General features: G+C 30.2%; 22 protein-coding genes and 1 pseudogene. 3 read left to right on the top strand and 20 right to left on the bottom strand.

The genetic code is table 11. The annotated features are described in order from the left end of the window. Positions 1-245: 245 nt before the first annotated feature. Positions 246-1,259 carry a MerR family transcriptional regulator gene (locus tag HUU89_RS08560; RefSeq protein WP_147580598.1) on the bottom strand — a complete coding sequence of 338 codons (1,014 nt, stop codon included), beginning with the start codon at positions 1,257-1,259 and terminating at the stop codon, positions 246-248. Positions 1,260-1,628: 369 nt separating this feature from the next. Continuing rightward, positions 1,629-2,642 carry a type I glyceraldehyde-3-phosphate dehydrogenase gene (gap, locus tag HUU89_RS08555; protein ID WP_022001253.1) on the bottom strand — a complete coding sequence of 338 codons (1,014 nt, stop codon included), beginning with the start codon at positions 2,640-2,642 and terminating at the stop codon, positions 1,629-1,631. Between the two features lie 260 nt (positions 2,643-2,902). Between gap and HUU89_RS08550 the strand changes: the two genes are divergently transcribed. Continuing rightward, positions 2,903-3,475 carry an ATP-dependent Clp protease proteolytic subunit gene (locus tag HUU89_RS08550; protein WP_022001252.1) on the top strand — a complete coding sequence of 191 codons (573 nt, stop codon included), beginning with the start codon at positions 2,903-2,905 and terminating at the stop codon, positions 3,473-3,475. Here HUU89_RS08550 and HUU89_RS08545 read toward each other — a convergent pair. From HUU89_RS08545 to HUU89_RS08530, 4 genes are all read right to left on the bottom strand, one after another. Next, complete coding sequence (locus HUU89_RS08545; protein ID WP_175301529.1) at positions 3,468-6,560, bottom strand: SpaA isopeptide-forming pilin-related protein; 3,093 nt, start codon at positions 6,558-6,560, stop codon at positions 3,468-3,470. The genes HUU89_RS08550 and HUU89_RS08545 overlap by 8 nt on opposite strands. 112 nt (positions 6,561-6,672) lie before the next feature. Beyond that, positions 6,673-7,593, bottom strand: a complete 921-nt coding sequence (locus HUU89_RS08540) for a hypothetical protein (RefSeq protein WP_175301528.1) — start codon at positions 7,591-7,593, stop codon at positions 6,673-6,675. A 48-nt stretch (positions 7,594-7,641) separates the two neighbouring features. Further along, positions 7,642-8,844, bottom strand: a complete 1,203-nt coding sequence (gene ilvA, locus HUU89_RS08535; RefSeq protein WP_032090764.1) for a threonine ammonia-lyase — start codon at positions 8,842-8,844, stop codon at positions 7,642-7,644. A 56-nt stretch (positions 8,845-8,900) separates the two neighbouring features. Beyond that, positions 8,901-9,077, bottom strand: coding sequence for a DUF4250 domain-containing protein (locus tag HUU89_RS08530; protein WP_081918972.1), 177 nt, complete (start codon positions 9,075-9,077; stop codon positions 8,901-8,903). A 456-nt stretch (positions 9,078-9,533) separates the two neighbouring features. Between HUU89_RS08530 and asnB the strand changes: the two genes are divergently transcribed. Next, on the top strand, positions 9,534-11,120 hold the full coding sequence (gene asnB, locus HUU89_RS08525; protein WP_117346336.1) for an asparagine synthase B: 1,587 nt from the start codon (positions 9,534-9,536) through the stop codon (positions 11,118-11,120). Between the two features lie 21 nt (positions 11,121-11,141). Here asnB and HUU89_RS08520 read toward each other — a convergent pair whose 3' ends face one another. The 5 genes from HUU89_RS08520 to ispF all read right to left on the bottom strand — a co-directional run bounded on the left by HUU89_RS08520 (position 11,142) and on the right by ispF (position 15,045). Beyond that, positions 11,142-11,606, bottom strand: a complete 465-nt coding sequence (locus tag HUU89_RS08520; RefSeq protein ID WP_032090766.1) for a DUF188 domain-containing protein — start codon at positions 11,604-11,606, stop codon at positions 11,142-11,144. Further along, on the bottom strand, positions 11,594-12,178 hold the full coding sequence (locus HUU89_RS08515; RefSeq protein ID WP_032090767.1) for a rhomboid family intramembrane serine protease: 585 nt from the start codon (positions 12,176-12,178) through the stop codon (positions 11,594-11,596). The genes HUU89_RS08520 and HUU89_RS08515 overlap by 13 nt, the downstream gene beginning before the upstream one ends. Then, complete coding sequence (locus HUU89_RS08510; RefSeq protein WP_147580603.1) at positions 12,175-12,978, bottom strand: immunoglobulin-like domain-containing protein; 804 nt, start codon at positions 12,976-12,978, stop codon at positions 12,175-12,177. Before HUU89_RS08510 ends, HUU89_RS08515 begins: the two co-directional genes overlap by 4 nt. A 157-nt stretch (positions 12,979-13,135) precedes the next feature. Beyond that, positions 13,136-14,560, bottom strand: a complete 1,425-nt coding sequence (gene gltX / locus HUU89_RS08505) for a glutamate--tRNA ligase (RefSeq protein WP_032090769.1) — start codon at positions 14,558-14,560, stop codon at positions 13,136-13,138. 2 nt (positions 14,561-14,562) lie between these two features. Beyond that, positions 14,563-15,045 (bottom strand): 2-C-methyl-D-erythritol 2,4-cyclodiphosphate synthase, encoded by a 483-nt coding sequence (gene ispF / locus HUU89_RS08500; protein ID WP_175301527.1) that lies wholly within the window; start codon positions 15,043-15,045, stop codon positions 14,563-14,565. Between the two features lie 118 nt (positions 15,046-15,163). On the opposite strand from ispF, the gene HUU89_RS08495 reads away from it, so the two are divergent. Next, positions 15,164-16,834, top strand: coding sequence for a glutamine--tRNA ligase/YqeY domain fusion protein (locus tag HUU89_RS08495; protein ID WP_032091229.1), 1,671 nt, complete (start codon positions 15,164-15,166; stop codon positions 16,832-16,834). A gap of 68 nt (positions 16,835-16,902) precedes the next feature. On the opposite strand, the gene HUU89_RS08490 is transcribed toward HUU89_RS08495, so the two are convergent. From HUU89_RS08490 to HUU89_RS08450, 9 genes and pseudogenes are all read right to left on the bottom strand, one after another. Then, a complete protein-coding gene (locus HUU89_RS08490; RefSeq protein ID WP_032090771.1) occupies positions 16,903-18,507 on the bottom strand; it encodes a CTP synthase in 1,605 nt (534 codons plus the stop codon). 301 nt (positions 18,508-18,808) lie between these two features. Next, complete coding sequence (gene adhE / locus HUU89_RS08485; protein ID WP_175301526.1) at positions 18,809-21,454, bottom strand: bifunctional acetaldehyde-CoA/alcohol dehydrogenase; 2,646 nt, start codon at positions 21,452-21,454, stop codon at positions 18,809-18,811. 116 nt (positions 21,455-21,570) lie between these two features. Beyond that, on the bottom strand, positions 21,571-22,266 hold the full coding sequence (locus HUU89_RS08480) for a glycerophosphodiester phosphodiesterase family protein (RefSeq protein ID WP_032090773.1): 696 nt from the start codon (positions 22,264-22,266) through the stop codon (positions 21,571-21,573). A 318-nt stretch (positions 22,267-22,584) separates the two neighbouring features. Beyond that, a pseudogene (locus tag HUU89_RS08475) lies at positions 22,585-22,977 on the bottom strand (RNA-guided endonuclease TnpB family protein); the annotation flags it as partial. A 44-nt stretch (positions 22,978-23,021) separates the two neighbouring features. After that, complete coding sequence (locus tag HUU89_RS08470) at positions 23,022-23,813, bottom strand: Cof-type HAD-IIB family hydrolase (RefSeq protein WP_175301524.1); 792 nt, start codon at positions 23,811-23,813, stop codon at positions 23,022-23,024. A 42-nt stretch (positions 23,814-23,855) separates the two neighbouring features. Further along, positions 23,856-24,410 (bottom strand): transcription termination/antitermination protein NusG, encoded by a 555-nt coding sequence (gene nusG / locus HUU89_RS08465; RefSeq protein ID WP_175301523.1) that lies wholly within the window; start codon positions 24,408-24,410, stop codon positions 23,856-23,858. Between the two features lie 2 nt (positions 24,411-24,412). Then, entirely contained in the window at positions 24,413-24,652 is a 240-nt protein-coding gene (gene secE, locus HUU89_RS15310) for a preprotein translocase subunit SecE (RefSeq protein WP_175301522.1), read from the bottom strand. 12 nt (positions 24,653-24,664) lie between these two features. Continuing rightward, entirely contained in the window at positions 24,665-24,814 is a 150-nt protein-coding gene (gene rpmG / locus HUU89_RS08455) for a 50S ribosomal protein L33 (protein WP_022002628.1), read from the bottom strand. A 58-nt stretch (positions 24,815-24,872) separates the two neighbouring features. Continuing rightward, the gene (locus HUU89_RS08450) at positions 24,873-25,460 is read right to left on the bottom strand and encodes a LuxR C-terminal-related transcriptional regulator (RefSeq protein ID WP_022002629.1); all 588 of its coding nucleotides are present in this window, start codon (positions 25,458-25,460) and stop codon (positions 24,873-24,875) included.

Genomic DNA, 25,460 nt, shown 5'->3' with positions numbered 1-25,460 from the left:
CATCCTCTCTCCCTTTTGTAAAGCTTTTTCTTGTCCTTTTTTTATTTTTTTCTCTCTTTCCCTCTTTTTCTGCCTTTATATCAACGTTTTTCCCATTGATCTTTTTTGATGCTTTTTTATAATTTGGTGTTTACAAACTATTTTGAGTATCAAAAATAGCAAATTTTTTATACCCTTCATTTGTTTTTTTAATAAAAATGCAAAAGAGTCAATTTAAAATTCGACTCTTTTATAGCATACTTTTATTATAATCTTCCTATTAAATAATCATTAAGATTTATACCTTGTTTCATTGCATAAAGAATATTATAGGGATCTTCAATATGTTTTACTTTCTTTTCTACAATTATCGCAATATATCTTGCATCATCATTTAAAATCATTGGCCAATAAAAATAAAATGTTTGTCCATTTTTAAATGTGAAATTAAAATCAGAAACATAAGCTTCATAAGCTAATGGACTTCCTGTACTCATATAATTTTTCTTAGCTACAACTTCAAGTTTTTCAATATCTTCATATAAACATTTATGCATAAATTGATGTTTTTTATTAAAAACAACTGCAAAGAAATATTTAAAATTGTTCATTGGCCCATCAAATTGATAATAGTAAATACCATCACTTAAAAACTCTATAGATTGATTAAGCGTATTATCTAACATCATTGCAGATGTTTGTTTGAAAGAAAATGCTATCATTAACATAAATGTCACTATAAAAAATAATATACCTACTAAAATTCTCATATTGCCTAAATCATATGGCATTCTAGCAAATGACCCAGCAACTACAATAGCCCCTATAAAAGTAATAATTAATTGTCTTCTTGCAAGTTCTGGTGTAATTTTTCTTCCTAATGAAACTGTTGAAGTAGTTTTTCGAAAGCCTAACCCCATTTTATTATTATTATTTTTAATTTCACTTAATTCTTCTATTAAAGGTAAATCTTTATCATAGTAATCATCTATTGTATCTTTGATTTCATTCATACTTTCTATTTGTTTTTGCATGTTCACTTGATTGATTTTTAAACAATGCCTAAAATCCAATTCACCTTCTAATATCGCCTTGATATCATCAACAGAAATTTGTAGATTTCTCAAAAATTTAATAATTTTCAATTTTTGGACTGTTTCATCATCATAATCACGATAACCATTTTCCTCCCTTTTAGGTTGAATAAGCCCCTCCTTTTCATAATATCGAATTGTATACTTTGAAAGGCCTATTTCTTTTTCTAATTCATTTGTTTTCATATTACCTTTCCTCCTTTCAACATCATTGAACACTATGGAGTGGCTCCACAGTCAATACTTATTGTAAAATAATTCAATAAAATACCCTATTTACATAAATTTAATAACAATCTCTTTAAATTTTCTTAGTTACATATCTTTTACTTCTTTTACATTTTAAACAATACACTTATCTTATTAACAAATCATATATTTCAATAAGAATAGTATTTATCTAATTATACATTAGAATTATTGTTTTTTATTGTTTTACAAAATATTCTCTATAAAAGAAAAAACTCGTAAATCAAAATTGATTTACGAGTTAAAGAACAAAAAAGGGCTTCTTCTATCTTGAAACCCTTTTTTATTTAGCATATTTTCGCTAGATTAAGCTAATTCAGCAAAATATTTAATAGTTCTAACCATGTTAGAAGTGTATGAGTTTTCGTTGTCATACCAAGCAACTGTTTGAACTTCTGTAGTTCCGTTGTCTAATGGTTTAACCATAGTTTGAGTTGCATCGAATAATGATCCGTAAGTGATTCCTACGATATCAGAAGATACTAATGGTTCTTCAGTATATCCGAATGATGGAGTAGTTGCTGCTTTCATAGCTGCATTTACTTCTTCAACTGTAACTTCACCTTCAACAACTGAAGTTAAGATAGTTGTAGATCCAGTTGGAACTGGTACACGTTGTGCAGAACCAATTAATTTACCATTTAATTCTGGGATTACTAATCCGATTGCTTTTGCAGCACCTGTTGAGTTAGGAACGATGTTAACTGCAGCTGCACGAGCTCTTCTTAAGTCACCTTTTCTATGAGGTCCATCTAATACCATTTGATCTCCAGTGTAAGCATGTACTGTTAACATGATACCAGATTTGATTGGTGCTAAATTATTTAAAGCGTTAGCCATTGGTGCTAAACAGTTAGTTGTACATGAAGCTGCTGAGATGATAGTGTCAGAAGCTTTTAAAGTACCTTCGTTTACACCGAATACGATTGTTGGTAAGTCATTTCCAGCAGGTGCTGAGATAACAACTTTTTTAGCTCCAGCATCGATATGAGCTTGAGATTTAGCTTTAGATACATAGAACCCAGTACATTCTAATACTACGTCTACACCGATTTCTCCCCATGGTAATTCAGCTGCGTTAGCTTTAGCGTAGATTTTGATTTCTTTTCCATCAACTGTGATTGAATCTTCACCAGCTTCTACTGTATCAGCTAATGCATATTTACCTTGTGCTGAATCATATTTTAATAAGTGTGCTAACATTTTAGGATTAGTTAAATCGTTGATTGCTACAACTTCATATCCTTCTGCATTAAACATTTGTCTGAATGCTAGACGTCCGATACGTCCAAATCCGTTAATTGCTACTTTTACTGCCATTTTATTAATATTCCTCCTTGTAAATAGCTTTTATGCCATTATTATAAGTCAAAAACTTCACAAAAGCAACTATTACAACGTTGATTTCTTGTATAAGATGCATTAATTTTTCCTTTATTTTTCTAATAATTCCCATTTCATCATATCGTTAGCGCTTACACTATTTTCTACTATTTTTTTAAAAAAATTTTTACTTATTTCATCAGCGCAAAGAATAATTTTTATTATTAATTTCTATAATTACATATGGAGGTTATTTTATGCATCTAATACCAACCGTTATAGAAAAAGATAAAAATCATCAATATGCCTACGATATCTATTCCAAACTTTTAGAAGAAAGAATTATTCTACTTACAGGAACTATCGACGATGCCATGGCAAGTTCAATTATTGGTCAATTACTTTATTTAGAAGCACAAGATAATAAAAATGATATTTACATGTATATCAATTCACCTGGCGGTAGTGTTTCTGCAGGACTAGCAATTTTTGATACAATGAACTTTGTTTCATGTGATGTCAGCACAATTTGTTGTGGCATGGCAGCAAGTATGGCTTCTATTCTTTTAAGTGCAGGTTCCAAAGGAAAAAGATGTGCATTAAAAAATAGTGAAATAATGATACATCAACCTCTTGCCTCTTTAGAAGGACAAGCAAGTGATATTGAAATAAACGCCAAAAGAATATGCAAACAAAAGAAAAAACTTTCACTTATTTTAAGCGAAAATTCTAAACAATCATTAGAAAAAATCATTCATGATTGTGATCGTGATTACTACTTAGATCCATTAGAAGCTTTAGAATATGGTCTTATTGATGAAATCATTTAGATTTAGGGGATTTAACATCCCTTTTTCTACATAAAAAAATACAAATTCCACTTAAAGCACCAAGCATTATAAAATAATTCAACTTTGAACTATCACCTGTTTTAATTGCTTGAATAATTGGTTGATCATACATGATGACTTTTTGTATTTCTCCAGTATCTTTAATCACAAATTCGACTTTTTCACTCTTTTCATAACCATAAGGTGCCATTGTTTCTTCTAAAATATATTTTTTACCAACTTCCAAATGACAAATGCGGTGTTCTTGATCAGTTGAAATCCAAGAATCAAGAACTTCTCCATCTTCATTTTTCACTTGTAAATGAGCTCCAGACAATTCTTTTTTATTTGTTATGTCTTTTTTAGAAATATCCACTTTAATATCTTCATCAACAACTTTTAAAACAATATTCTTTTCTCTTATTTCAAAAATTTGTTCTTTAGCTGTTGCATATCCACAAGGTGTCAATGTTTCTCTTAAAATATATTTTTCCCCACTATTAAGTCCTTGTATTAAGTGGGCTGTCTCATCTCCTTGAATATCTATACAATAATATGTCACATCTTCTCCATCTTTCAACATTAAAAAATAATCATTTGATTTTAATTGGGAAACAACTTTGTATTCAATACCTTCTTCATTTTTACCTTGACACATATCCCCTTTTAATATTTTTTTCTTCATAACATCATTAATATCAAAAATATGTTGTCCTGTAATCCATTGATCAATTCTATTTTTTGTTTTTGTAGAAACAACTGTAAGCTGTGCTCCTTTTAACAAATTACCATCTTCTTTTTGTTTATAAACTTTAACAAAAGTATCAATCATTTCTATTTTTTGATTTTCTTTTTCATAAGAAACTGTAAAAGATATATCATTTACTAAATTAAATCCTAAAGGTGCTAAATCTTCGTGTAAAGTATACGTTTTTCCTTCTTCTAACCCACTTACAGGATGTTCATTTCCATCACTATACCATTGATCAACTGTATTCCCTTCCTCATCTATTACTTGTAATAAAGCTCCTTGAATTTCTTCACCACCTAAAGTTACTTTAGAAATCGTTACAACTTTATCTTTCATATTTACTTTTTGAATTTTTCCATCTTCATTGACTTTAAATTCAATTTTCGTTGCTTTTACATATCCTGCTGGACTTGTATCCTCATTTAAATAATAAGTTTTTCCACTTTCTAATCCATCTATTTCATGGGCCTTATTAGATGAAATCCATTCATCAATAACTTTTCCCTCTAAATCCGTAATAGACATTTTAGCACCACTAACTTCTTGATCACCAGTAACATCGGTTTTAGTAAATGTTGTCTTAGTAATTTGATTTGTTTGTTCATGAGAGGTTGTATAAATTGTTGTTGTATGATCTTTTTGTGTAATTTCAAAATCATAAGGTGTAGAATCTAAAACATAACCTTGAGGGCATGAAACTTCAACAACTTGATATTTTCCAAGAGGAATTCCTGTCATTTCTAATTGACCATTTTCATCTACAGAAATAATTCCTTCTTCATTCATTATTCCTTTTGAAACTTGTACACCATTTGAATAAGTAATCATTTGACCATCATTTGTATCAACAATACATTTTCCACTTCCTAAAGTAATTATTTCCCCTTTAGAATATAATTTTTTCAAGGATACTGTATCAACAATATCATTCATTGCTACAACTTTATATTTTGTTTTTTTAATATCTTTATCTGCAAGATCAACAGCTCCCTGACGTGCGTCTTCAAGTTTCTTTTGAAGTTTTAATGTTCCTGTTGGTCTTAATGTATTTACAACAATTTTCTTTGTTGTCTTATCTTTTACAATTGTCACTTGCCATTTAGCAACAACAGGTGCAAAGTGATCTTCACATTCAATCTCAGTAAGTGAATAAGTTCCTACAGGTAAATAATCAATAAATAATTCATAATCTCCATTTTCATCTTTTGTGACTTCAAAAGTTTCATCATATCCTGTATAAGAAGTTGAAATTAATCTAAATTTAGAATTTTTTTGAAATTCAGAAGTATTATCTACCTTAGAAAGGCGTAACGCTCCAAAATCCAACCATTCAACTTCATATTTTAATTTATTTCCATCAGGATCTAAATTCCATGAACCTTCTGTTTGTGTTCCTTCTGCACCATCTTTAATAGCTAATGCAGTAAACATTTCACAACCTTTTCCCGCAATATTTCCTGACTTATAATTTTCTGGACTATTTTTACATGGTGCTGTTAAATAGAAACTTTCTCCACCATTTACAGTTGCCGTCCCTCCTGTTTGCATCGTTCCTTTTGTTACGTTATATAGTGTAACATTATTTTGTAAAGGAACTTGAATGGTAGAATGACTTGTTCCTTCTAATTTAACAGTATTTGTTTTTTGAAGTTTATTTACCTTATCAAATTCAGCCTTAAAAGAGGCTGTAACTCCACCATCTTGACTTGGGCTAAAATAAGCATAACCAATATCAGGTTGATTCATAAGCCAGTTATAGCCCCATAAAATATTATCTCCATAACCACTATTACCATCTGCATTTGGCCATTTAGCATTGAAATCTTTTAAGTTTAACCCCATTAAATCTCCGCCATAAGCATAAGAAAGCCAAATATGGGTAAACAAATAAGCACCATCATCAAAGTTACCATGCTTTTCCCCAAAATCATCAGGAACACAAGAATTTAATTCAACTGTATACATTTCTTTAATTGCTTGATCATAGCCTGGTCCTCCAAATCCGTAATAAAGAATTTTTCTTACAGCCTCATTATTTTCAATCACTTGAGCTGGGTATTTTCCAGCTGATGGTGATTTTTTACTTGCTTCTAAACAATAAGCATATTTATTATCATATTTACACATATAAGTGGACCATTTTTTCGCACTAGCTATTTTAGAAGACCACCACCATGGATAATCAATTTGTTTAATACGTGTAAATTCATGAGGTGTACTATTATCCCATGCTTCGACATTATTTGCATATTTTTGTGAAAAACACATAGATAAAATAAACACCATAACTGCAAATATTTTCATAACTTTATCAAATATTTTTTTCTGTTTCATTTCATATTCCTCCATCATAAATAATTTCTAATAAAAAAAGACAATCTCTGATTGCCTATGGACCTAAAATCCACTTATAAACACAATTCACTTTTACTCCTCCTTCAATTTTCTAAGAATGATTAATTCCATAATGAAATCTACTATGTCTCCACTCTATTCCTGAAAATTCAATAGCATCTGTACACTTTGTTTGATCAAACTTCTTTTTAGCATCTTCTAAAGAAACATTTGAATCAACATATAATCCACAAAGGTAACATTCATACCAATAAACCGTTTGTGGGGGCTTTGTTTGTTGATGATCATTATCTAAATGATCCTTTACATTATTTTTTTCATTTGATTGAGAGATTGTAATGTCCTCATTCGGTTTATTATTTTCACTTTCAATCTTATTCACATTATTTTCTTGATTATTTTGAGAATTAGTTGTTTCTTGTTTATTTTCTGTAACATTGACCTTAAATTCTTTTTCTCTTCTATTTTTATATATATCTTCTACAAATACTTTTACTTGATATTCACCTATTCTATGAATATCGATTTGACTTGTATCTATTTGAATTTCTTTTAATGGTGATAAATCGGTAGCTATGATCAATGATTTAAAATCAATACTTTCTAAATCACTTTCTTTTATAACATCTACATTTTTAGGAAATGCTAGTACAGGTGCTAATGTATCTTTACAAATAATTTGAATCGTTGAAAGCTTATTATTATATTTTATAAAAATCTTATATTTTCCTACTGCTGGATAACTTTTTTGATCTTCATTTTGAAGATTATCCGTTATACTTACATTCTTTTTTAAATAACAAATCTCCTTTTTACTCATTCCTGTTGTATCCACTAAACCTTTAAAATTAGCATAATAAGTTTGTCCATATTCAATATTGATTTTTTTCTTTTTTAGGACCAGTGTTGGTGGTGTATCTTTAGTTATAAAAAAAAGCATACCAATAAGCATGCCTAATAAAGTAATCAATACAATTAATTTTTTACACTCTTTAAAATATTTATAAATCATAATCTTCACCTCATTGAAAATAAAAAACCGCCTAAGCGGTTTATAAGATTAGTTAATTTTTTGAATAATATAACCATTTTCTTTAAATTTATCAGCAATCGCTTGAATATGAGCTTCACCATTTGTTTCACAGGTCACTCTTAATTCTACTTCAGAAAAACGAGCAAAGTTTTTAAATTGGTTATGTTCAACTCCAATAACATTTGCATTACATTCATTAAGTAAATGAGAAACAACTTCTAATTGTCCTGGAATATCTGGTAATTGTACTGAAAATGTTAAAATTCTTCCTCTTGAAATAAGTCCCTTATTGATCATCGAAGAAATTGTCATAACATCCATATTTCCACCTGAAATAAGTGAAACAACTTTTTTACGTTTACAATGTAATTTCTTTAAAGCTGCTAATGATAAAATACCTGATCCTTCAGCAATTAATTTATGTTTTTCAACAAGTAATAAGAAGGCTTCCATCAATTCATAATCACTTACAGTTACGATTTCATCAACATATTTTTTAATATATTCAAATGGAGTTTCTCCAATTTGTTTAACTGCTGTACCATCAGCGATTGTACTTACTTCACTTAATTTAACAAGTTGATCATCTTCAACTGCGGCAAGGGCACTCGCTGCACCTTCTGGTTCAACACCAACGATTTTAACAGATGGATTGATTTGCTTTGCTGCACAAGCAATACCTGAAATTAATCCACCACCACCAATTGGTACTAAAATATAATCAACATCTGGAAGTTCTTCCATAATTTCTAAAGCAATTGTTCCTTGCCCTTCCATAACATCTTCATCATCAAAAGGATGAACAAAAGTGTATCCTTCACTTTTTTGTAATTCTACAGCTTTTTCATAAGCTTCATCATAAGCTTCACCATATAACACAACATCCGCTCCATGTGCTTTTGTAGCATCAACTTTAATCAATGGTGTATGTGCTGGCATACAAATTGTTGCTTTGACCCCTAATTTTTTTGCTGCATAAGCAACACCTTGTGCATGATTTCCAGCTGAAGAAGCAATTAACCCTTTTTTCTTTGCTTCATCATCTAATTTCATAATTTTATTGTAGGCCCCTCTAATTTTGAAAGCTCCTGTTTTTTGTAAGTTTTCAGGTTTGATGTAGACATCATTTCCACATTCTTCAGAAAAGGCATCACTATGTATTAAATGAGTTGGTAAGATAACTTCATCAACTCTTTTTTTAGCTGCTTTAAAATCTTCTAATTTTAACATTTAAATTCCCTCCGTTTAAGTATTCATAATTATATCACTATTCTTCGATAAAACAATTATTTTGTTTTAATTTGATTTGTACTTTCATCATAAAAATATTCGTTTTCATCTAATCTTTTCATAAACTCAGTTTCATTCAAATCATAAATAGAAAGAACATGTGATAATTGCATATCATCATCTCTTAATTTCATATTAATCATACTTACTAACATGTGTATATCTTTTGGCATTTTTAAACTCCTATATTTATATTTTTCTAGACATTAACATTATACATGATTTTTTTATGTTTTTTGTCTCAAATTTGTCTCAAAAGTTATTCACATTTTATAATTGTATAAAATTAAATATTTTTTATCATATTAATTATTTCTTATTGATTTTTTATAAATCCTATACTATACTGTAAACAAGTTAAAAGCAAAGACAAGGAGAGTAGTATTTTTACGAAGCAACAGCGAGCTAGTAGAAGGTGAAAGACTAGCAGTGAACGAAAATATGAAGAACACCTTCGAGCTGTCTACCGAAAGCAATGCAAGTAGGCTAGAACGTCTCTAGTTATGTTACAACTAGCGGGTATCGAGTACTCTTTGAAGTATTTTCCGTACCATGTATATCTTTGGATTTATATGTTACACGATACTCGCACACTATGTGCGTTTTTTAATTATAAGGGGGATATTAAAATGTGTGGTTTTTTAGTCGTTGGAAGTGAAGAATTTGAATTACAGGTTTTCCAAAAAGCTTTAGATAAAGCAGCGTATCGTGGACCTGATTATCAACATGTCTCAATTGATCATGGAATAACATGGGGATTTAACCGTTTATCAATTATGGATTTATCAACAAATGGAAATCAACCTTTTGTTTATAAAGATTATACACTTGTATGTAATGGTGAAATATATAACTATCCAGCATTAAAAACAAAATTAGAAAGTAGCTATACTTTTAAATCTGGTAGTGATTGTGAAGTTTTGATTCCATTATATGAACAATATGGACTTGAAATTTTATGTAAATATTTAGATGCTGAATTTGCTCTTGTTTTATACGATAACAAAACCAAACAGTTAATGGCAGCAAGAGACCCAATGGGAATTAGACCTATGTTTTATGGTTATAGTAAAAAAGAACATCAAATATGTTTTGCTTCCGAAGCCAAAGCTTTATTTGATTTATGTGATGATATTATGCCTTTTCCACCAGGACATTATTATTTAGATGGTCAATTTGTTTGTTATAATGATTTAAGTGATCCTAAAACAATCGTTGATGATGATTTAGAAACAATTGCCGGAAAATTAAAAACGAAACTTGAAAAAGCCGTAGAAAAAAGATTTATGTCTGATGCTCCAATTGGATATTTATTAAGCGGTGGATTAGATTCTTCTTTAGTATGTGCCATTGGTCAAAAATTATCAGATAAACCTATTCGTACTTTCGCTATCGGTATGGAAAGTGATCCTATTGATTTAAAATATGCTAAACAAGTTGCTGATTATTTAGGAACAGAACATACAGAAGTTATTATGAATAAAGAAGATCTCTATCAACATCTAAAAGAAGTCATCTATCATCTTGAAACTTTCGATATTACAACAATTCGTGCGAGTATGGCCATGTATATTTTATGTAAATATATTCACCAAAATACCGATATTAAAGTTATTATGACTGGTGAAGTTTCAGATGAATTATTTGGTTATAAATATACTGATTTTGCACCTAACGCTAAAGCCTTCCAAGAAGAAGCAAGTAAAAGAATCAAAGAACTTTATATGTACGATGTCTTAAGAGCCGATCGTTGTATTTCTGCACATGCTCTTGAAGGACGTGTTCCTTTTGCTGATCTTGATTTTGTTGATTATTCTATGTCTATTGATCCTGCTAAAAAAATGAATGTTTATAATAAAGGAAAATATTTGTTAAGACATGCTTTTGAAGGAACTGATTATTTACCACACGATATTTTATTTAGAGAAAAAGCAGCTTTTTCTGATGCTGTTGGTCATTCAATGGTAGATTATTTAAAAGAATTAGCTGAAGATAAATACAGTGATGAAGATGTTTTAAATGCTAAAGATAAATATTCATATTGTACACCTTTCACCAAAGAATCATTAATGTATAGAGATATTTTTGAATCATTCTTCCCACAACAAGGAAAATGGATCAAAGATTTCTGGATGCCAAATAAAGAATGGGAAAACTGTGATGTTGATGATCCAAGTGCTCGTGTGCTTAAAAACTATGGAGATTCTGGAAAATAAAAACAAAGCAATGCTAGATGTTTATTCTAGTATTGCTTTTTCTTCGTTTATTTTATTTTCAATAAATATCTTTTCTAATTCTCTTAAAAAGAATTGTGATGTCTTATAATTCCTTTTTTTAGGTCCTTTTACATGCTTATGTTGTTTTCTAGAAAGATGTCCTAAGTAACGAGAAGTCAACAAATTATTAATATTATCTTCTGTAATTCTTTTCCCCGATACATGAAGTATCGTTACATTTTTAAGCAAAGCTAAACTTGCAAGTCCATAATCTTGACTAATCAATAGATCACCTTCTTGTATATAAGAAAGAATCATTTGATCAACACTATCTTTTCCTACTTCACACATAATTATTTGAATTCTTTCATCTTCAATAACATGTGCAAAATCAATAAACAATAAAACTTCTACTCCATAATGCAAAGCAAGTTCAATAACTTTTTGACGATCAGGACAAGCATCTCCATCAATTAATAAACGCATAAACCACTTCCAATAAGCACTAGCATAGCAATAACACCACCAACAAAGCCACCTAAATGCCCTGTTTTAGAAATATTTTTATCTGCCAACGTAAAAACAACATTAATAGCAATGACAGGAATAAATTGTTTTAAAACCATTAAAAATGGTCCTTGAAAAACAACACCTAAAGTCACAATAGCTCCTAAAAACCCATAAAAAATACCACTTGCACCTAAAGTAATCGTATTTTGATAACGTCCCTCTTTTTTAGATGCCATATAAGTAATAAGATAAGAAAAAATTCCAGAAATTAATACTAAATACAAATATTCTAAACTTCCCAAAAAAGGTTCAAAGAAAGTTCCACCCAAATAATAAAGTGCATAACAATTCATAAAAATATGAACTAAATCAACATGAACAAAATTAGCTGTTAAAAAGCGCCAATACTCTTGTTTATATTCTATTTTAGGAGGATAAAAAGCTCCATATTTAATAGCCAACGCTGATTTTTCATCTGAATGATCTATAAAATTAATAATGACATAAATGGCTACGGATATCACAATCATCGCTAAAGTTACACTCATTTTTTCTTCTCACTTTCATTTTTAATCACTTCTACTTTTCTTGTTCTTTGAATATTATTACCCTGACTATTTGTAATTGAGTAAATAACTTCATAGCTTCCTACTTCTTCAGTATTGACTGTATTTTTCAAAATCTTAATTTGATGTGTAATATCATTTCCATTACCATCACTAGCTTTAACACCTTCCATAATATCAAAATGTGTTCCTTGAACAATTTCAACATCATCAATACCTTCAAGCGTTGGATGATTTCCTAAGCTTCCCACAACAATCTTAGCTCTTAATTTAGCCGCTTGATTTCCCACCACATCTTCTACAATAATATTAACTATATAAGAACCTTTTTTTGTGAATTTAAGAGTTGTATTTTTTGTTCCATCATCCTCTAAAAAATAAGCAATAACTTCTGATTGATCTTCTACTTTATCTATCAAATTCAAAGCACTAATTTCTTCATTTAAATTCACATTAAAAACAACTTGATTTAAAGTTACAACTGGTTTTGTTGTATCTTGAATTTTAATGTAAAATGGAAATTCTACTCCCGCATAAGAAGCCGATACTTTATAAACACCTATCTCATTTTTTAAATTAGAAAAATTTAATTGTACCTCATTAATAACATTTGCATTAGCATTGACATAATCTACCGGATTATTAGAAATTGGTGTTCCATATTCATAAACAAAAGTATCTCTTTTTAAAGTAACGGGTGTTATTCTAAAAGCAAAAATCGTTAGAAGAGTACTTACAACAACAAAGAATGTTAAAACAATACCAATTATTTTCTTCTTCATTGTTATCACCTCTTTCTAACCTATTATACCATCTCATTATGTCTTTTTTGTGAAAAATACCGTACTTTTGACAATATATTATGCCTTCATTTCAAAAAAAGCAATATAAATCAAACTCTATGTAAAAAAAACATAAAAAAAGGATAAGAGTAATTTCCTATCCTAATCTTTTTAATACTTTTTCTTTACCTAATAATTCCATAGAAGCCGCTAAATCAGGACCATGCATAATACCAGTTGTTGCAATACGTAAAGGCATGTATAACATTTTTCCTCTTGCTTTTGCTTCTTTTTGAGTCGCTTTAATACAAGCAAAAATTTGATCTTGTTTAAAATCTTCTTCAGCTAATTCTGCGACTTTAGATTTAAACACAGCTAAAGTATTTGGAATAGCTTCATCTTTCATAAATTCAATAGCTTCTTCTTCTAAATGAATTTCATCTTCAAAGAATAATTTAACTTGTTCAACGATTTCTTCACCACAAGAAATATGATCTCTATGCACTTCTACTAATTTTTCAATCCATGCTTCACTTTTATCGCTTAAATCATAAGCTTCTTGTAAAAATGGTAAACATAATTCTGTTAATTGTTTTGTATCTAATTTCTTAATATATTGGCTATTGATCCATTTTAATTTATTCATATCAAAAATAGCCCCAGATTTAGAAATACGTTTAACATCAAATGCTTCAATTAATTCATCTAATGAGAAGATTTCTTGTTCACCTTCAGGTGACCACCCAAGTAAAGCAATATAATTTAAGATTGCTTCATTTAAGAAACCTTTATTAATTAAATCTTGATAAGAAGCATCTCCATTACGTTTAGATAATTTATGTTTTTCATCTTTCATAACAGGTGGACAATGAATATATGATGGTACATCCCATCCAAATGCTTGATAAATTAAATTATATTTAGGTGTTGAAGATAAATATTCATTTCCTCTTACAACATGAGTGATGTTCATTAAATGATCATCTACGATATTCGCAAAGTTATATGTAGGATAACCATCACTTTTTAATAAAACCCCTTCAGCAAGTCCTGCATTTTCTACTTCAATATGCCCATAAACTTCATCTTCAAAAGAAGTAATTCCAGTACTTGGAATTGTTTGTCTTACAACATATTTTTCACCATTAGCGATTCTTTGTTTTGCTTCTTCTAAAGAAAGATGTTTACAAGGATCAATATATCCTAATTCTTCATTATCAGATTCTTCTTTTGCTTTATTGATTGTTTCTTCATCACAGAAACAATAATGAGCTCCCCCTAATTCAACTAATTTATCAGCATATTCTTTATAAATAGCTAATCTTTCAGATTGAACATAAGGTCCAACTTCTCCTGGTTTATTAGGTCCTTCGTCATAACCTAATCCTGTTTGATCCATAACTTTATAGATCATATCAACAGCACCTTCAACTTCTCTTTCTTGATCAGTATCTTCAATTCTTAAAATAAAATCTCCATGATCATGTTTAGCAATTAAATATTCATATAATGCTGTTCTTAAGTTACCGATATGCATATATCCAGTTGGACTAGGTGCAAATCTTGTTCTTACTTTTGCCATTTCTATACTCCTTTTTTCCTTAATAATACAACCGCTTGAGCTACCATTCCTTCTTGTCTGCCGACAAAACCAAGTTTTTCTCCACGTGTTGCTTTAATGTTAATTTGGCTGATGTCACAGTGTAATTTACTTGCGACATTTTCTCTCATTTTTTGAATATGTGGAGCCATCTTAGGTGCTTCACACATAATAATACTATCAAGGTTATTGATTTCATAACCTTCTTTATCCATCAGTTGATAACAATATTCCAATAAAACCATTGAAGAAGTTCCTTTATATTGAGGATCCGTATCTGGAAAATGTTTTCCAATATCACCAAGACCTAATGCCCCAATAATACTTTCAATAATGGCATGTAATAAAACATCTGCATCGCTATGTCCTAATAAACCTTTATCATGGTCAATTTTTACACCACCAATATATAAATCTCTTCCTTCTACTAATTGATGAATATCAATCGATTGTCCTATTCTAAACATGTTATCACCTTCCGCAAACATTCTAGCACATATTTTCTAATTTATGAAGTATTGGATGTTTTATAATCAAGGAAAATATGGTAAACTAAAACATATAAAAATTATGGGAGGACTTCCTATGGATAAAGAAGAAGTAGTAAGTAAAAATTTTATTGAAAAAATTATAGATCAAGATTTAGCGGAAGGAAAATATACAAAAATTGCGACACGTTTTCCTCCTGAACCAAATGGTTATTTACACATTGGTCATGCTAAATCAATCTTATTAAATTATGGATTAGCTAAAAAATATAATGGAACATTCAATTTACGTTTCGATGATACAAATCCAATGAAAGAAAAAACAGAATTCGTCGAAAGTATTGTTTCAGATGTAGAATGGTTAGGTGCTAAATATGATGGTGATATCAAATTTGCTTCAAACTATTTTGATCAAATGTATGAAGCTGCTGTTCTTTTAATCAAAAAAGGAAAAGCTTATGTTTGTGATTTAAGTCCTGAACAAATTAGAGAATACCGTGGTACTTTAACAGAACCTGGTAAAGATTCTCCATATCGTAATCGTTCAATCGAAGAAAACTTAGATTTATTCGAAAGAATGAAAAATGGTGAATTTGAAGATGGATCAAAAGTATTAAGAGCTAAAATCGATATGGCTTCATCCAATATCAATATGCGTGATCCTATTATTTATCGTGTTGCCAGAATGACACACCATAATACAGGAGATAAATGGTGTATTTATCCAATGTATGACTTTGCTCATCCAATTGAAGATGCCATTGAAGGAATTACTCATTCAATTTGTACTCTTGAATTTGAAGATCATCGTCCTTTATATGATTGGGTCGTTCAAGAAATTGGTTATGAACATCCACCAAAACAAATTGAATTCGCAAAACTTTATTTAACAAATGTTATTACAGGAAAACGTTATATTAAACGCTTAGTAGATGAAGGAATCGTTGATGGTTGGGATGATCCTCGCTTAGTAACAATTGCAGCATTAAGACGTAGAGGATTTACACCAGAATCCATTAAATCTTTTATGGAATTAGTTGGTGTTACAAAAAGTAACTCATCAAATGATTATGCAATGTTAGAATATTGTATTCGTAATGATTTAAAACCTAAAGCACCTCGTGTGATGGCTGTTTTAGATCCTATTAAATTAGTTATCGATAACTATCCTGAAGGACAAGTAGAATATTTAGATGCGATGGTCAACATGGAAAATCCTGATTTAGGTTATGAAAAAGTTCCATTTGAAAGAGAATTATGGATTGATCGTGATGACTTTATGGAAGAACCACCTAAAAAATATTTTAGATTGTTCCCAGGAAATGAAGTTCGTTTAATGAATGCTTATTTCGTTAAATGTGTTGATTTTGAAAAAGATGAAAATGGAAAAGTAACAGTTGTTCATTGTACTTATGATCCTATTACTAAAAATGGTACAGGATTTACAGGTAGAAAAGTAAAAGGAACAATTCATTGGGTTCCTGTTCATCATTGTAAAAAAGTAACAGCTCGTTTATATGAAAACTTAGTTGATGAAGAAAAAGGTGTTTATAATGAAGATGGATCTTTAAACTTAAATCCTAATTCATTAACTGTTATTGAAGATTGTTATGTTGAACCAGCTATTGAAAAATATAAACCTGGTGATTCATTCCAATTTGTAAGAAATGGATATTTCTGTATTGATACAAAAGATTCTACAGATGATCATTTTGTATTTAATAGAATCGTTTCATTAAAGAGCTCATTTAAATTACCTAAGAAATAAAAATTTGGAGATTGCCTCGACAATCTCCTTTTTTGTATAAGAAAACAATATCTTTCGATATTGCTTTTTTATTTATTATATTTACGATCATGTGCTGCAGAAATTAAACCTTGGAATAAAGGTTGTGCACGGTTTGGTCTTGAAGTAAATTCTGGATGGAATTGACATCCTACATAGTAAGGATGATCTTCTAACTCAACAATTTCTACAAGGTTTCTTTCTGGGTTAAATCCTGCAACTTTTAAACCATTTTCAACTAAAACATCTTTATAGTTATTATTAAATTCATATCTATGACGATGTCTTTCTTTAATCATTTCTTTTCCATAAAGACGATAAGCATGTGTCCCTGGATTTAATTGACATTCATAATCACCTAATCTTTGTGTACCTCCCATATCTTCTAAAGATTGGTCAGACATTAAGTTGATGACTGGATTTTTACATAATTCATCAAATTCTAATGAGTTTGCATCTTTAATACCACAAACATTTCTAGCATATTCAATGGTAATTAATTGCATACCTAAACAAATACCTAAAAGTGGAACTTTATTAGTACGTGCATATTCAATGGCATCAATCATACCAGCAATACCACGATCACCAAATCCACCTGGAACGATAATACCATCAGCATCTTTTAATCTTTCTGCTACATTTTCTTTATTTAATTCTTCTGAATTAATAAAATCAATATTAACTACACTGTTTACATAATATCCTGCATGTCTTAAAGCTTCGTTAACTGATAAATAAGCATCCGGTAATTGAACATATTTTCCAACTAACGCAATATTTAATTCTTGATTTAAGTTTTTAACACGGTTAACTAATGCATCCCATTCATCCATATGAGCCGCTGGTGCATTGATTTGTAAATGTTGTAATACTAAATCATCCATTTTTTGATCTAATAACATACGTGGTAATTCATATAAGTTTTCTACATCATAGTTTGAAATAACATTTTGTGTTGGTACATTACAGAATAATGAAATCTTATCTTTTAATTCTTTTTCAATATGATGTTCACTACGACAAACAATAAAGTCTGGTTGAATACCTAAACCTCTTAATTCTTTAACACTATGTTGTGTTGGTTTTGTTTTTACTTCATGACTTGCTCCAATGTATGGAAGTAAAGTTGTATGAATATAAACGGTATTTTCATATCCTAAATCTAATCTTACTTGGCGGATAGCTTCAATGAAAGGTAAACTTTCGATATCTCCTGTTGTTCCACCAATTTCAGTAATGACGATATCTGCTTTAGAACTACGTGCCGCTGCATAAATTCTTTCTTTAATTTCATTTGTAATATGAGGAACAACTTGTACAGTAGCTCCTAAATAATCTCCACGTCTTTCTTTTGAAATAACGTTACTATAAATTCTACCTGTTGTAATTGATGAGTTTTTATTTAATTGTTCATCAATAAATCTTTCATAATGTCCTAAGTCTAAGTCTGTTTCTGCCCCATCTGCAGTAACAAATACTTCCCCATGTTGATAAGGTGACATTGTTCCTGGATCAACGTTAATATATGGATCTAATTTTTGCATGAAGACTTTTTGTCCTCTTTGTTTTAAAATTCTTCCTAAAGATGCAGCTGTTAACCCTTTACCAAGACCAGACACAACTCCACCTGTTACAAATATGTATTTAGCCATTTTTTATCCTCCTCTAGTATCTATAAAAATAAAAAGTGCCTTCCTATGGAAGACACTGTATTGCCCTTTCTTATTCTAACAATATTAAATATTTATTGCAATAATAAATTTATTATTTTTACACAAAAAAAGGAACACCGTTCCTTTCCTTGCGTATAAGTGATTTTTTGGGAGAGGGGTCACTTATACTTGTTTATTATATTGTCTTCATCTGACATGATTAATATAACAATTCTATATGAATTCATTATGAACTTTCTCTTAAGGTAAAAGAAAAGGTAGGACATGCCTACCTTAACTATTATTTATCAAATTTATTTTTGTAATCGTAAATTTTACGTAAGATATCTTCCATATCTTTAACCATAGGCATTCTAGGGTTAGCTGGTGTACATTGATCTTCGTAAGCATTCATAGCAATTCTATGAACTGATTCTTCCCAAGCTTCTCTTGAGATACCTTGAGATTCTACGTTAGATGCAACACCTACTTTGTGACATAATTCTTCACAAGCATCAGCGAACATTTCAACACCTTCAGCTGGAGTTTTAGGATTTAATCCAATTAATTGAGCTAATTCCATGAATTTAACATCAGCTTTATAGTTTTCAATTTTTGGCCAGATATTTAATTTAGTTGGAATAGTTCCGTTATATCTAATTACGTGTGGTAATAAGATACCATTTGTTCTACCATGAGGAATATGCCATTCTCCACCAATCTTATGAGCTAATGAGTGGTTCATTCCTAAGAATGCATTTGCGAATGCCATACCTGCGATAGTTGCAGCATTATGCATTTTTTCTCTAGCAATTGGAGTACCTTTCTTAACTGATTCTTCTAAGTATTCAAATACTAATTTAACAGCTTGTTTAGCCCATCCATCAGTAAAGTCAGATGCTAAGATTGAAACATAAGCTTCAACCGCATGAGTTAATACGTCGATACCTGTATCAGCAGCGATTGCTCCTGGTAATGACATTACGAATTCAGGGTCAACGATAGCGATAGTTGGTGTTAAAGCATAGTCAGTTAATGGATATTTTTTGTTTTCTTTCTTATCAGTGATAACTGCGAAAGGAGTAACTTCTGATCCAGTTCCTGATGTAGTTGGGATACAGATCATTTTTGCTTTTTTACCTAATTCAGGGAATTTGAAAGCACGTTTTCTGATATCCATGAATTTTTGTTTGATATCATCAAAGTTAACTTCTGGGTTTTCATACATTAACCACATAACTTTAGCAGCATCCATTGATGATCCCCCACCTAAAGCAATGATACAATCAGGTTCGAATTTTCTCATTAATTCTACCCCTTCTCTTACAGTATCAATACTTGGATCTGGTTCAACATCAAAGAATAATTCGATATCTACATGATTACGTCTTCTTCTAATAACGTCTTCGATTTTTTCAACATAACCAAGATTTACCATACTTCTATCAGTAACGATCATGGCTTTTTCCATATGTTTCATATCTCTTAAGTATCTAATTGAATTCTTTTCAAAGTATACTTTTGGAGGAAGTTTAACCCATTGCATATTGTTATTACGTCTCCCTATTCTCTTAATATTGATTAAGTTAACAGCACTTACGTTGTTAGATACTGAGTTATGTCCGTAAGAACCACAACCTAATGTTAATGATGGAATGAATGCATTATATACTGATCCAATACCACCGAATGTTGATGGAGCGTTTTCAATGATACGGATTGCTTTACATGCATGACCGAATTTTTTAGAAATTTCATGATCTTCTGTATGAATTGCAGCAGAGTGACCTAAACCATTAAATTCAACCATTGCAGCTGCTTTAGCGATACCATCATCAGTGCTTTTAGCTTTTAAGATAGCTAATACTGGAGATAATTTTTCTCTAGTTAATGGTTCATTTGGTCCTACTTCTTTACATTCAGCACAGATAATTTGTGTTTCAGCAGGCACTTTGAATCCAGCTTGTTCAGCAATCCATTCAGCAGGTTTACCTACAACATTTGGATTTAATTTAGCTTGAGCAACATTTTCTGAATAAGCTTCTGCACCAAACATGAATTTTTCAAGTTTAGCTTTTTCTTCTTTATTTACAAAGTAAACATGGAATCTTTTAATTTCTTTCATGAAATCACTGTAGATTTCTTGGTCAACGATTGCTGCTTGTTCAGAAGCACAAATCATACCATTGTCGAAAGATTTTGATAATACGATATCATTTACAGCTCTTGGTAATACACATGTTTTTTCAACATATGCAGGTACGTTACCAGCACCTACACCTAAAGCAGGTTTTCCACATGAATATGCAGCTTTAACCATTGCGTTACCACCAGTTGCTAAGATAGTTGCAATACCTGGGTGATTCATTAATGCATTAGTAGCATACATAGATTTAATTGATAACCATTGGATACAGTTTTCTGGTGCACCAGCAGCAATAGCAGCATCTCTAATTACGATAGCAGCTTGTTTTGAACTTTCATGAGCGCTTGGGTGGAACGAGAAAATGATTGGGTTTCTTGTTTTTAAAGCGATTAATGATTTGAAAATTACTGTTGAAGTTGGGTTAGTTGTTGGAACGATACCACAAACAACACCCACTGGTTCAGCAATTTCAGTAATACCAGTTAATGGATCTTCATTGATGATCCCTACTGTTTTTAAATGACGTAAATTGTTAGTAACATATTCACATGCAAATAAGTTTTTAACAGCTTTATCTTCAAATACTCCACGTCCTGTTTCGTTAACTGCAGCTTCAGCTAAAATACCATGATGGTCTAGTCCAGCTACAGAACATTTAGCAACGATGTAGTCTACTTGTTCTTGTGTAAAATCTTCAAATTCTTCTAAAGCTTTTAAAGCTTTGTTTACAAGGTCATCAACATGAGCATCAGTTTCTGCTTCAGTTGGGACAGCTTGTTGTACAGGTTTTTTTTCTGCCATTTTATTTCCTCCATAACTATTGTGAAATTTTTCATTTGTACACAACCATATTACATGAAAAACATACAAAAAACAAGCATTATCGCTCGTTTGATGTAAAAAAATAACGTAGGTGATTACATTTTTAATTTCTTAAAATTTTTATTTGCAATAACAATATTGACACCTTTTTCCTTAAAATAAGCATATCTAAAACGGTTCTTTACACCCCATGTATTGATGTCTAATCCAGCTTTTAAAAAGAGTGCAATTTCATCTTCATCTAGAAAATCTTCACGTGCATGTACATGAAATTTTTGTGTTAAACATAATTGTTTATTTTTTTCATAATCATCTTCAAAAAGATAACCTAAATATAAAGATGAATCGATTGCTCTTAATTTATAAAGAGAATCAACATAAAAACTTGAAAAGAGAACTTGATCTAACATCCCCATTTCTTTGATCATTTGATAGCTTTCTAGTTCTATTCCTGGATATTGAATTTTATTTGTTTTAATTTCTAAGTTGATCTTTACATTTTTTCCTTTACATAATTCCAATAATTCTTTCAACAAAGGAATTCTTTGAGGATTTTCTTTTGTTCCAAAATTATATGCACAAAGCTCTTCATAAGTCATATCTTTAATATAACCTTTTCCATCACTTGTTCGATTGATTTTTTCATCATGACATAAAACAAGAACACCATCTTTTGTTTTATGCACATCTGTTTCAATACCATCAAATCCACTTTCAATAGCTTTTGAAAAAGCTAACATTGTATTTTCAGAATATTGATCACTATAACCTCTATGTCCAAACAACAACATAGTCTCACCTCCAAAGCCTATTTTACTCTTTTTATTGTTAAGAATACACCAAAAAAATGTAATTTAAAAAGCAGACTTTTATAAAGAGTCTACTTTTCATGTACTATTTTAAAAGAATCTAAATAATAAAGTTCAAGATCTTTATTACATTCTAACATACTACATTCACTAAATATTCTTGTTTTGACACTCCCCATGTCTAAGACAGGGGATTCTTACTACCTGCCAACATTGTTGGCTGACCAGTTCATTTCTGATAGGTCGCAGTGCAAGTTAGAGGTATGCCATTGCCCTTCCTAGGGCAGAACCTATAGTTCTCTAGGCAGTATATCTGTTACCAATATACTCAGTTGAGTTGCATATATTTATTGCTCCCAATAAATCCCTATGTGTATGAAATCCACATCTGCACGTATAATTTCTGTCATTTGCATGATGAACACTTCCACATATCGGACAGATCTGACTTGTATATGCTGGATCTACATACTCAACTTCTATGCCTGCAAGTTTTGCTTTGTATTCTATAAATGTAGCTAGTCTATAGAACGACCATGTATGCAGGCTATGATTGTTTTTTCGACTTGTTCTTGTCGTTGAGCGGATGTTTTGAAGTTGCTCTAATTTGATTACGGATACATCATGAGCTTTTGCCGTATTTACGATTTCACGACTTAGCTTATGATCTATATCTTTCATTGTTAATTTTTTTCTTTCATATAATCACCTTTGTCATTATAACAAAAAAATTCACTTTAAATAAAGTCACGTTCCTTCAACCATGTTGTAATTCCATCATCATTGACATCTGGACATATTTCATCAGCCACAAATTTTGCTTCAGGAACCGCATTATCCATTGCAACACCTGTTCCAACAGTTTCTAACATTTCTAAATCATTGCGTCCATCTCCAAAAGCAATCGTATCTTTGATATCTTTATGAAGTGCATCTACTAATTTTTGGATTCCTACAGCTTTAGAAACACCTTTTAATGTTAAATCAAACGAACATCCTGTTTGATGTCTTTGAATATCAAAATATGGAGATAATGTTTCAACTAAAAGAGGAATATCTTCTTTTGAATTGATAACGATCATTCCAATATATGTTTCAATTTCTTGTGGATCAAAATCATCAACAATTGTTTCATCTTTCATTCCCCATACTCTAGCAAATTCTTTATGTTGTGGGTCATTTTTATCTAAGACATAAATATAATCGCTACTTTCAAAATAGAAACTAAAATGATGTTCTTTAGATAATTTAATTGTTTCTTCTATTGCTTTTGCTGGAACAACAGCTTTATAAATAGCATCTCCTTTATATTCTACATAGCCCCCATTACAAGTGACATATCCACTAAAAGGATAATCCATAACACCTTCTGTAATAAAGCATTTGCATCTACCTGTAGCTAGAAATACATCATGACCTTTTTGTTTTAACTGATCAAAGGAATTTCTATTTATTGTTGATATACCATAAAGCCCTTTATTACAATCGATCAATGTACCATCTATATCAAAGAAAAATAATTTAGACATCTTTACCTCCATAATATAAAAGACAAATGTGAATACATTTGTCTAGAATGTTTTTTCTAATGCTACTAAATCAATTTCCATAGGTGTTTGATTACCTAAGAAATCAATAAGTACTTTAGCTGTTTCTTTTTCAAAATCAACCGATTCAACAGTTCCACTTTTACCAGCAAATGGACCTGAAATAACATTTACTTCATCTCCAACAGCATAGTCAATTTCGATTGCTGAAGTACTAATACCCATATTCTTTAAGATTGGATCTAATTCATGTTTTTGAAGTGGGAAAGGTTTTGCTCCTCCACCAGAAGAACCAATGAATCCTGAAACCCCTGAAGTATTACGTACAACATACCAAGCTTCATCTGTCATAACCATTTCTACAAGAACATATCCAGGAAACATATTTGTTACTTTGTTGATTTTTTTACCATCTTTAATAACTGTTTCTACATGTTCTGGAATTATGATATTATATAAGCAATCTTGTAATCCCATTGATTCAATACGTTTTTCTAAGTTTTCTTTTACTTTATTTTCATGACCATTGTATGTACAAACAACATACCATTGTCTTCCTTCATCATTCATTCCTGCCATAATTAATCCATCCCCAATGCTTTCAATATAAATGCAACAACGGCATCTCCACCAAAGAAGAATAACCCCATTACAAAAGTAAACACTAATACAGTTAAAGAATTATTAAATAATTCTTTTTTTGTTAACCAATGAATATTTTTAATTTCAGCTCTGATTCCTTTTAAATTGAACCACTCTTTAAATTTTAATTCATGTTCTACTTCTTCAACGACTTCTGTTTCCGCCTTTTTACCAAACACGACATAGCCTCCTTATTTTGTTTCTTTATGTAACGTATGCTTTCCACAACGTTTACAATATTTATTTAATTCTAATCTTTTTACATTTAATCGTTTATTTTTAGTCATTGTATAGTTTCTCGATAAACATTCACTACACACTAAAATGATTTTCTCTTTCATCTTATCAACTCATTTCTATGCCACTATAATTTAGCATAAAAGCTAGCTATAGTCAATCTTATTTAGATTTGTCCATCTTTTTTTGTAAGCGATATTTCGCATTATAGACACAACGAATATCAATATTCAACAATTCAGCAATTTCTTTACTCTTATATCCTTTCATAAAACAATCAAATATTTTTCTTTCAAGTGAAGAGCTTGCTTTTTCTATTTTATTTAAATAATAACTTTTGTTTTCATTTAACCGTAATTGATATTCCGGTCTATTATAACTTTTTTGATCTGCAATAATATTTTCAATACGCATATTACTTCCATAGATTTCTTGATCTAAAGAAATCGTAGAAATTTTATTACCTCTATTAAGTATTCTTTTTTGTAATTTTAATACATCATTAATCGCATATGAAAAATATGTATTTATAGAAGCATTCTTATCATAGCGATAGCGATCAAAAATTCCAATCAAAACAAGTAACGCCTCTTGACTATAATCTTCTGCAGAAGTTAATGCTGTTTCTCTACAATAACGTTTCACAAAAATTTCAATTTTATTTTTATACTCATCTAACAACAATTTATACGCTATTGAAGAACCTAAATGATATAAATACAATAATTCTTGTTCATTATACGCTATCAT

The sequence above is a fragment of the Faecalibacillus sp. H12 genome, assembly GCF_013361255.1.
Taxonomy (GTDB): domain Bacteria; phylum Bacillota_I; class Bacilli_A; order Erysipelotrichales; family Coprobacillaceae; genus Faecalibacillus; species Faecalibacillus intestinalis.
The sequence above is the reverse complement of the archived record's forward strand: the minus strand, read 5'-3'. Positions and strand labels throughout refer to the sequence as shown.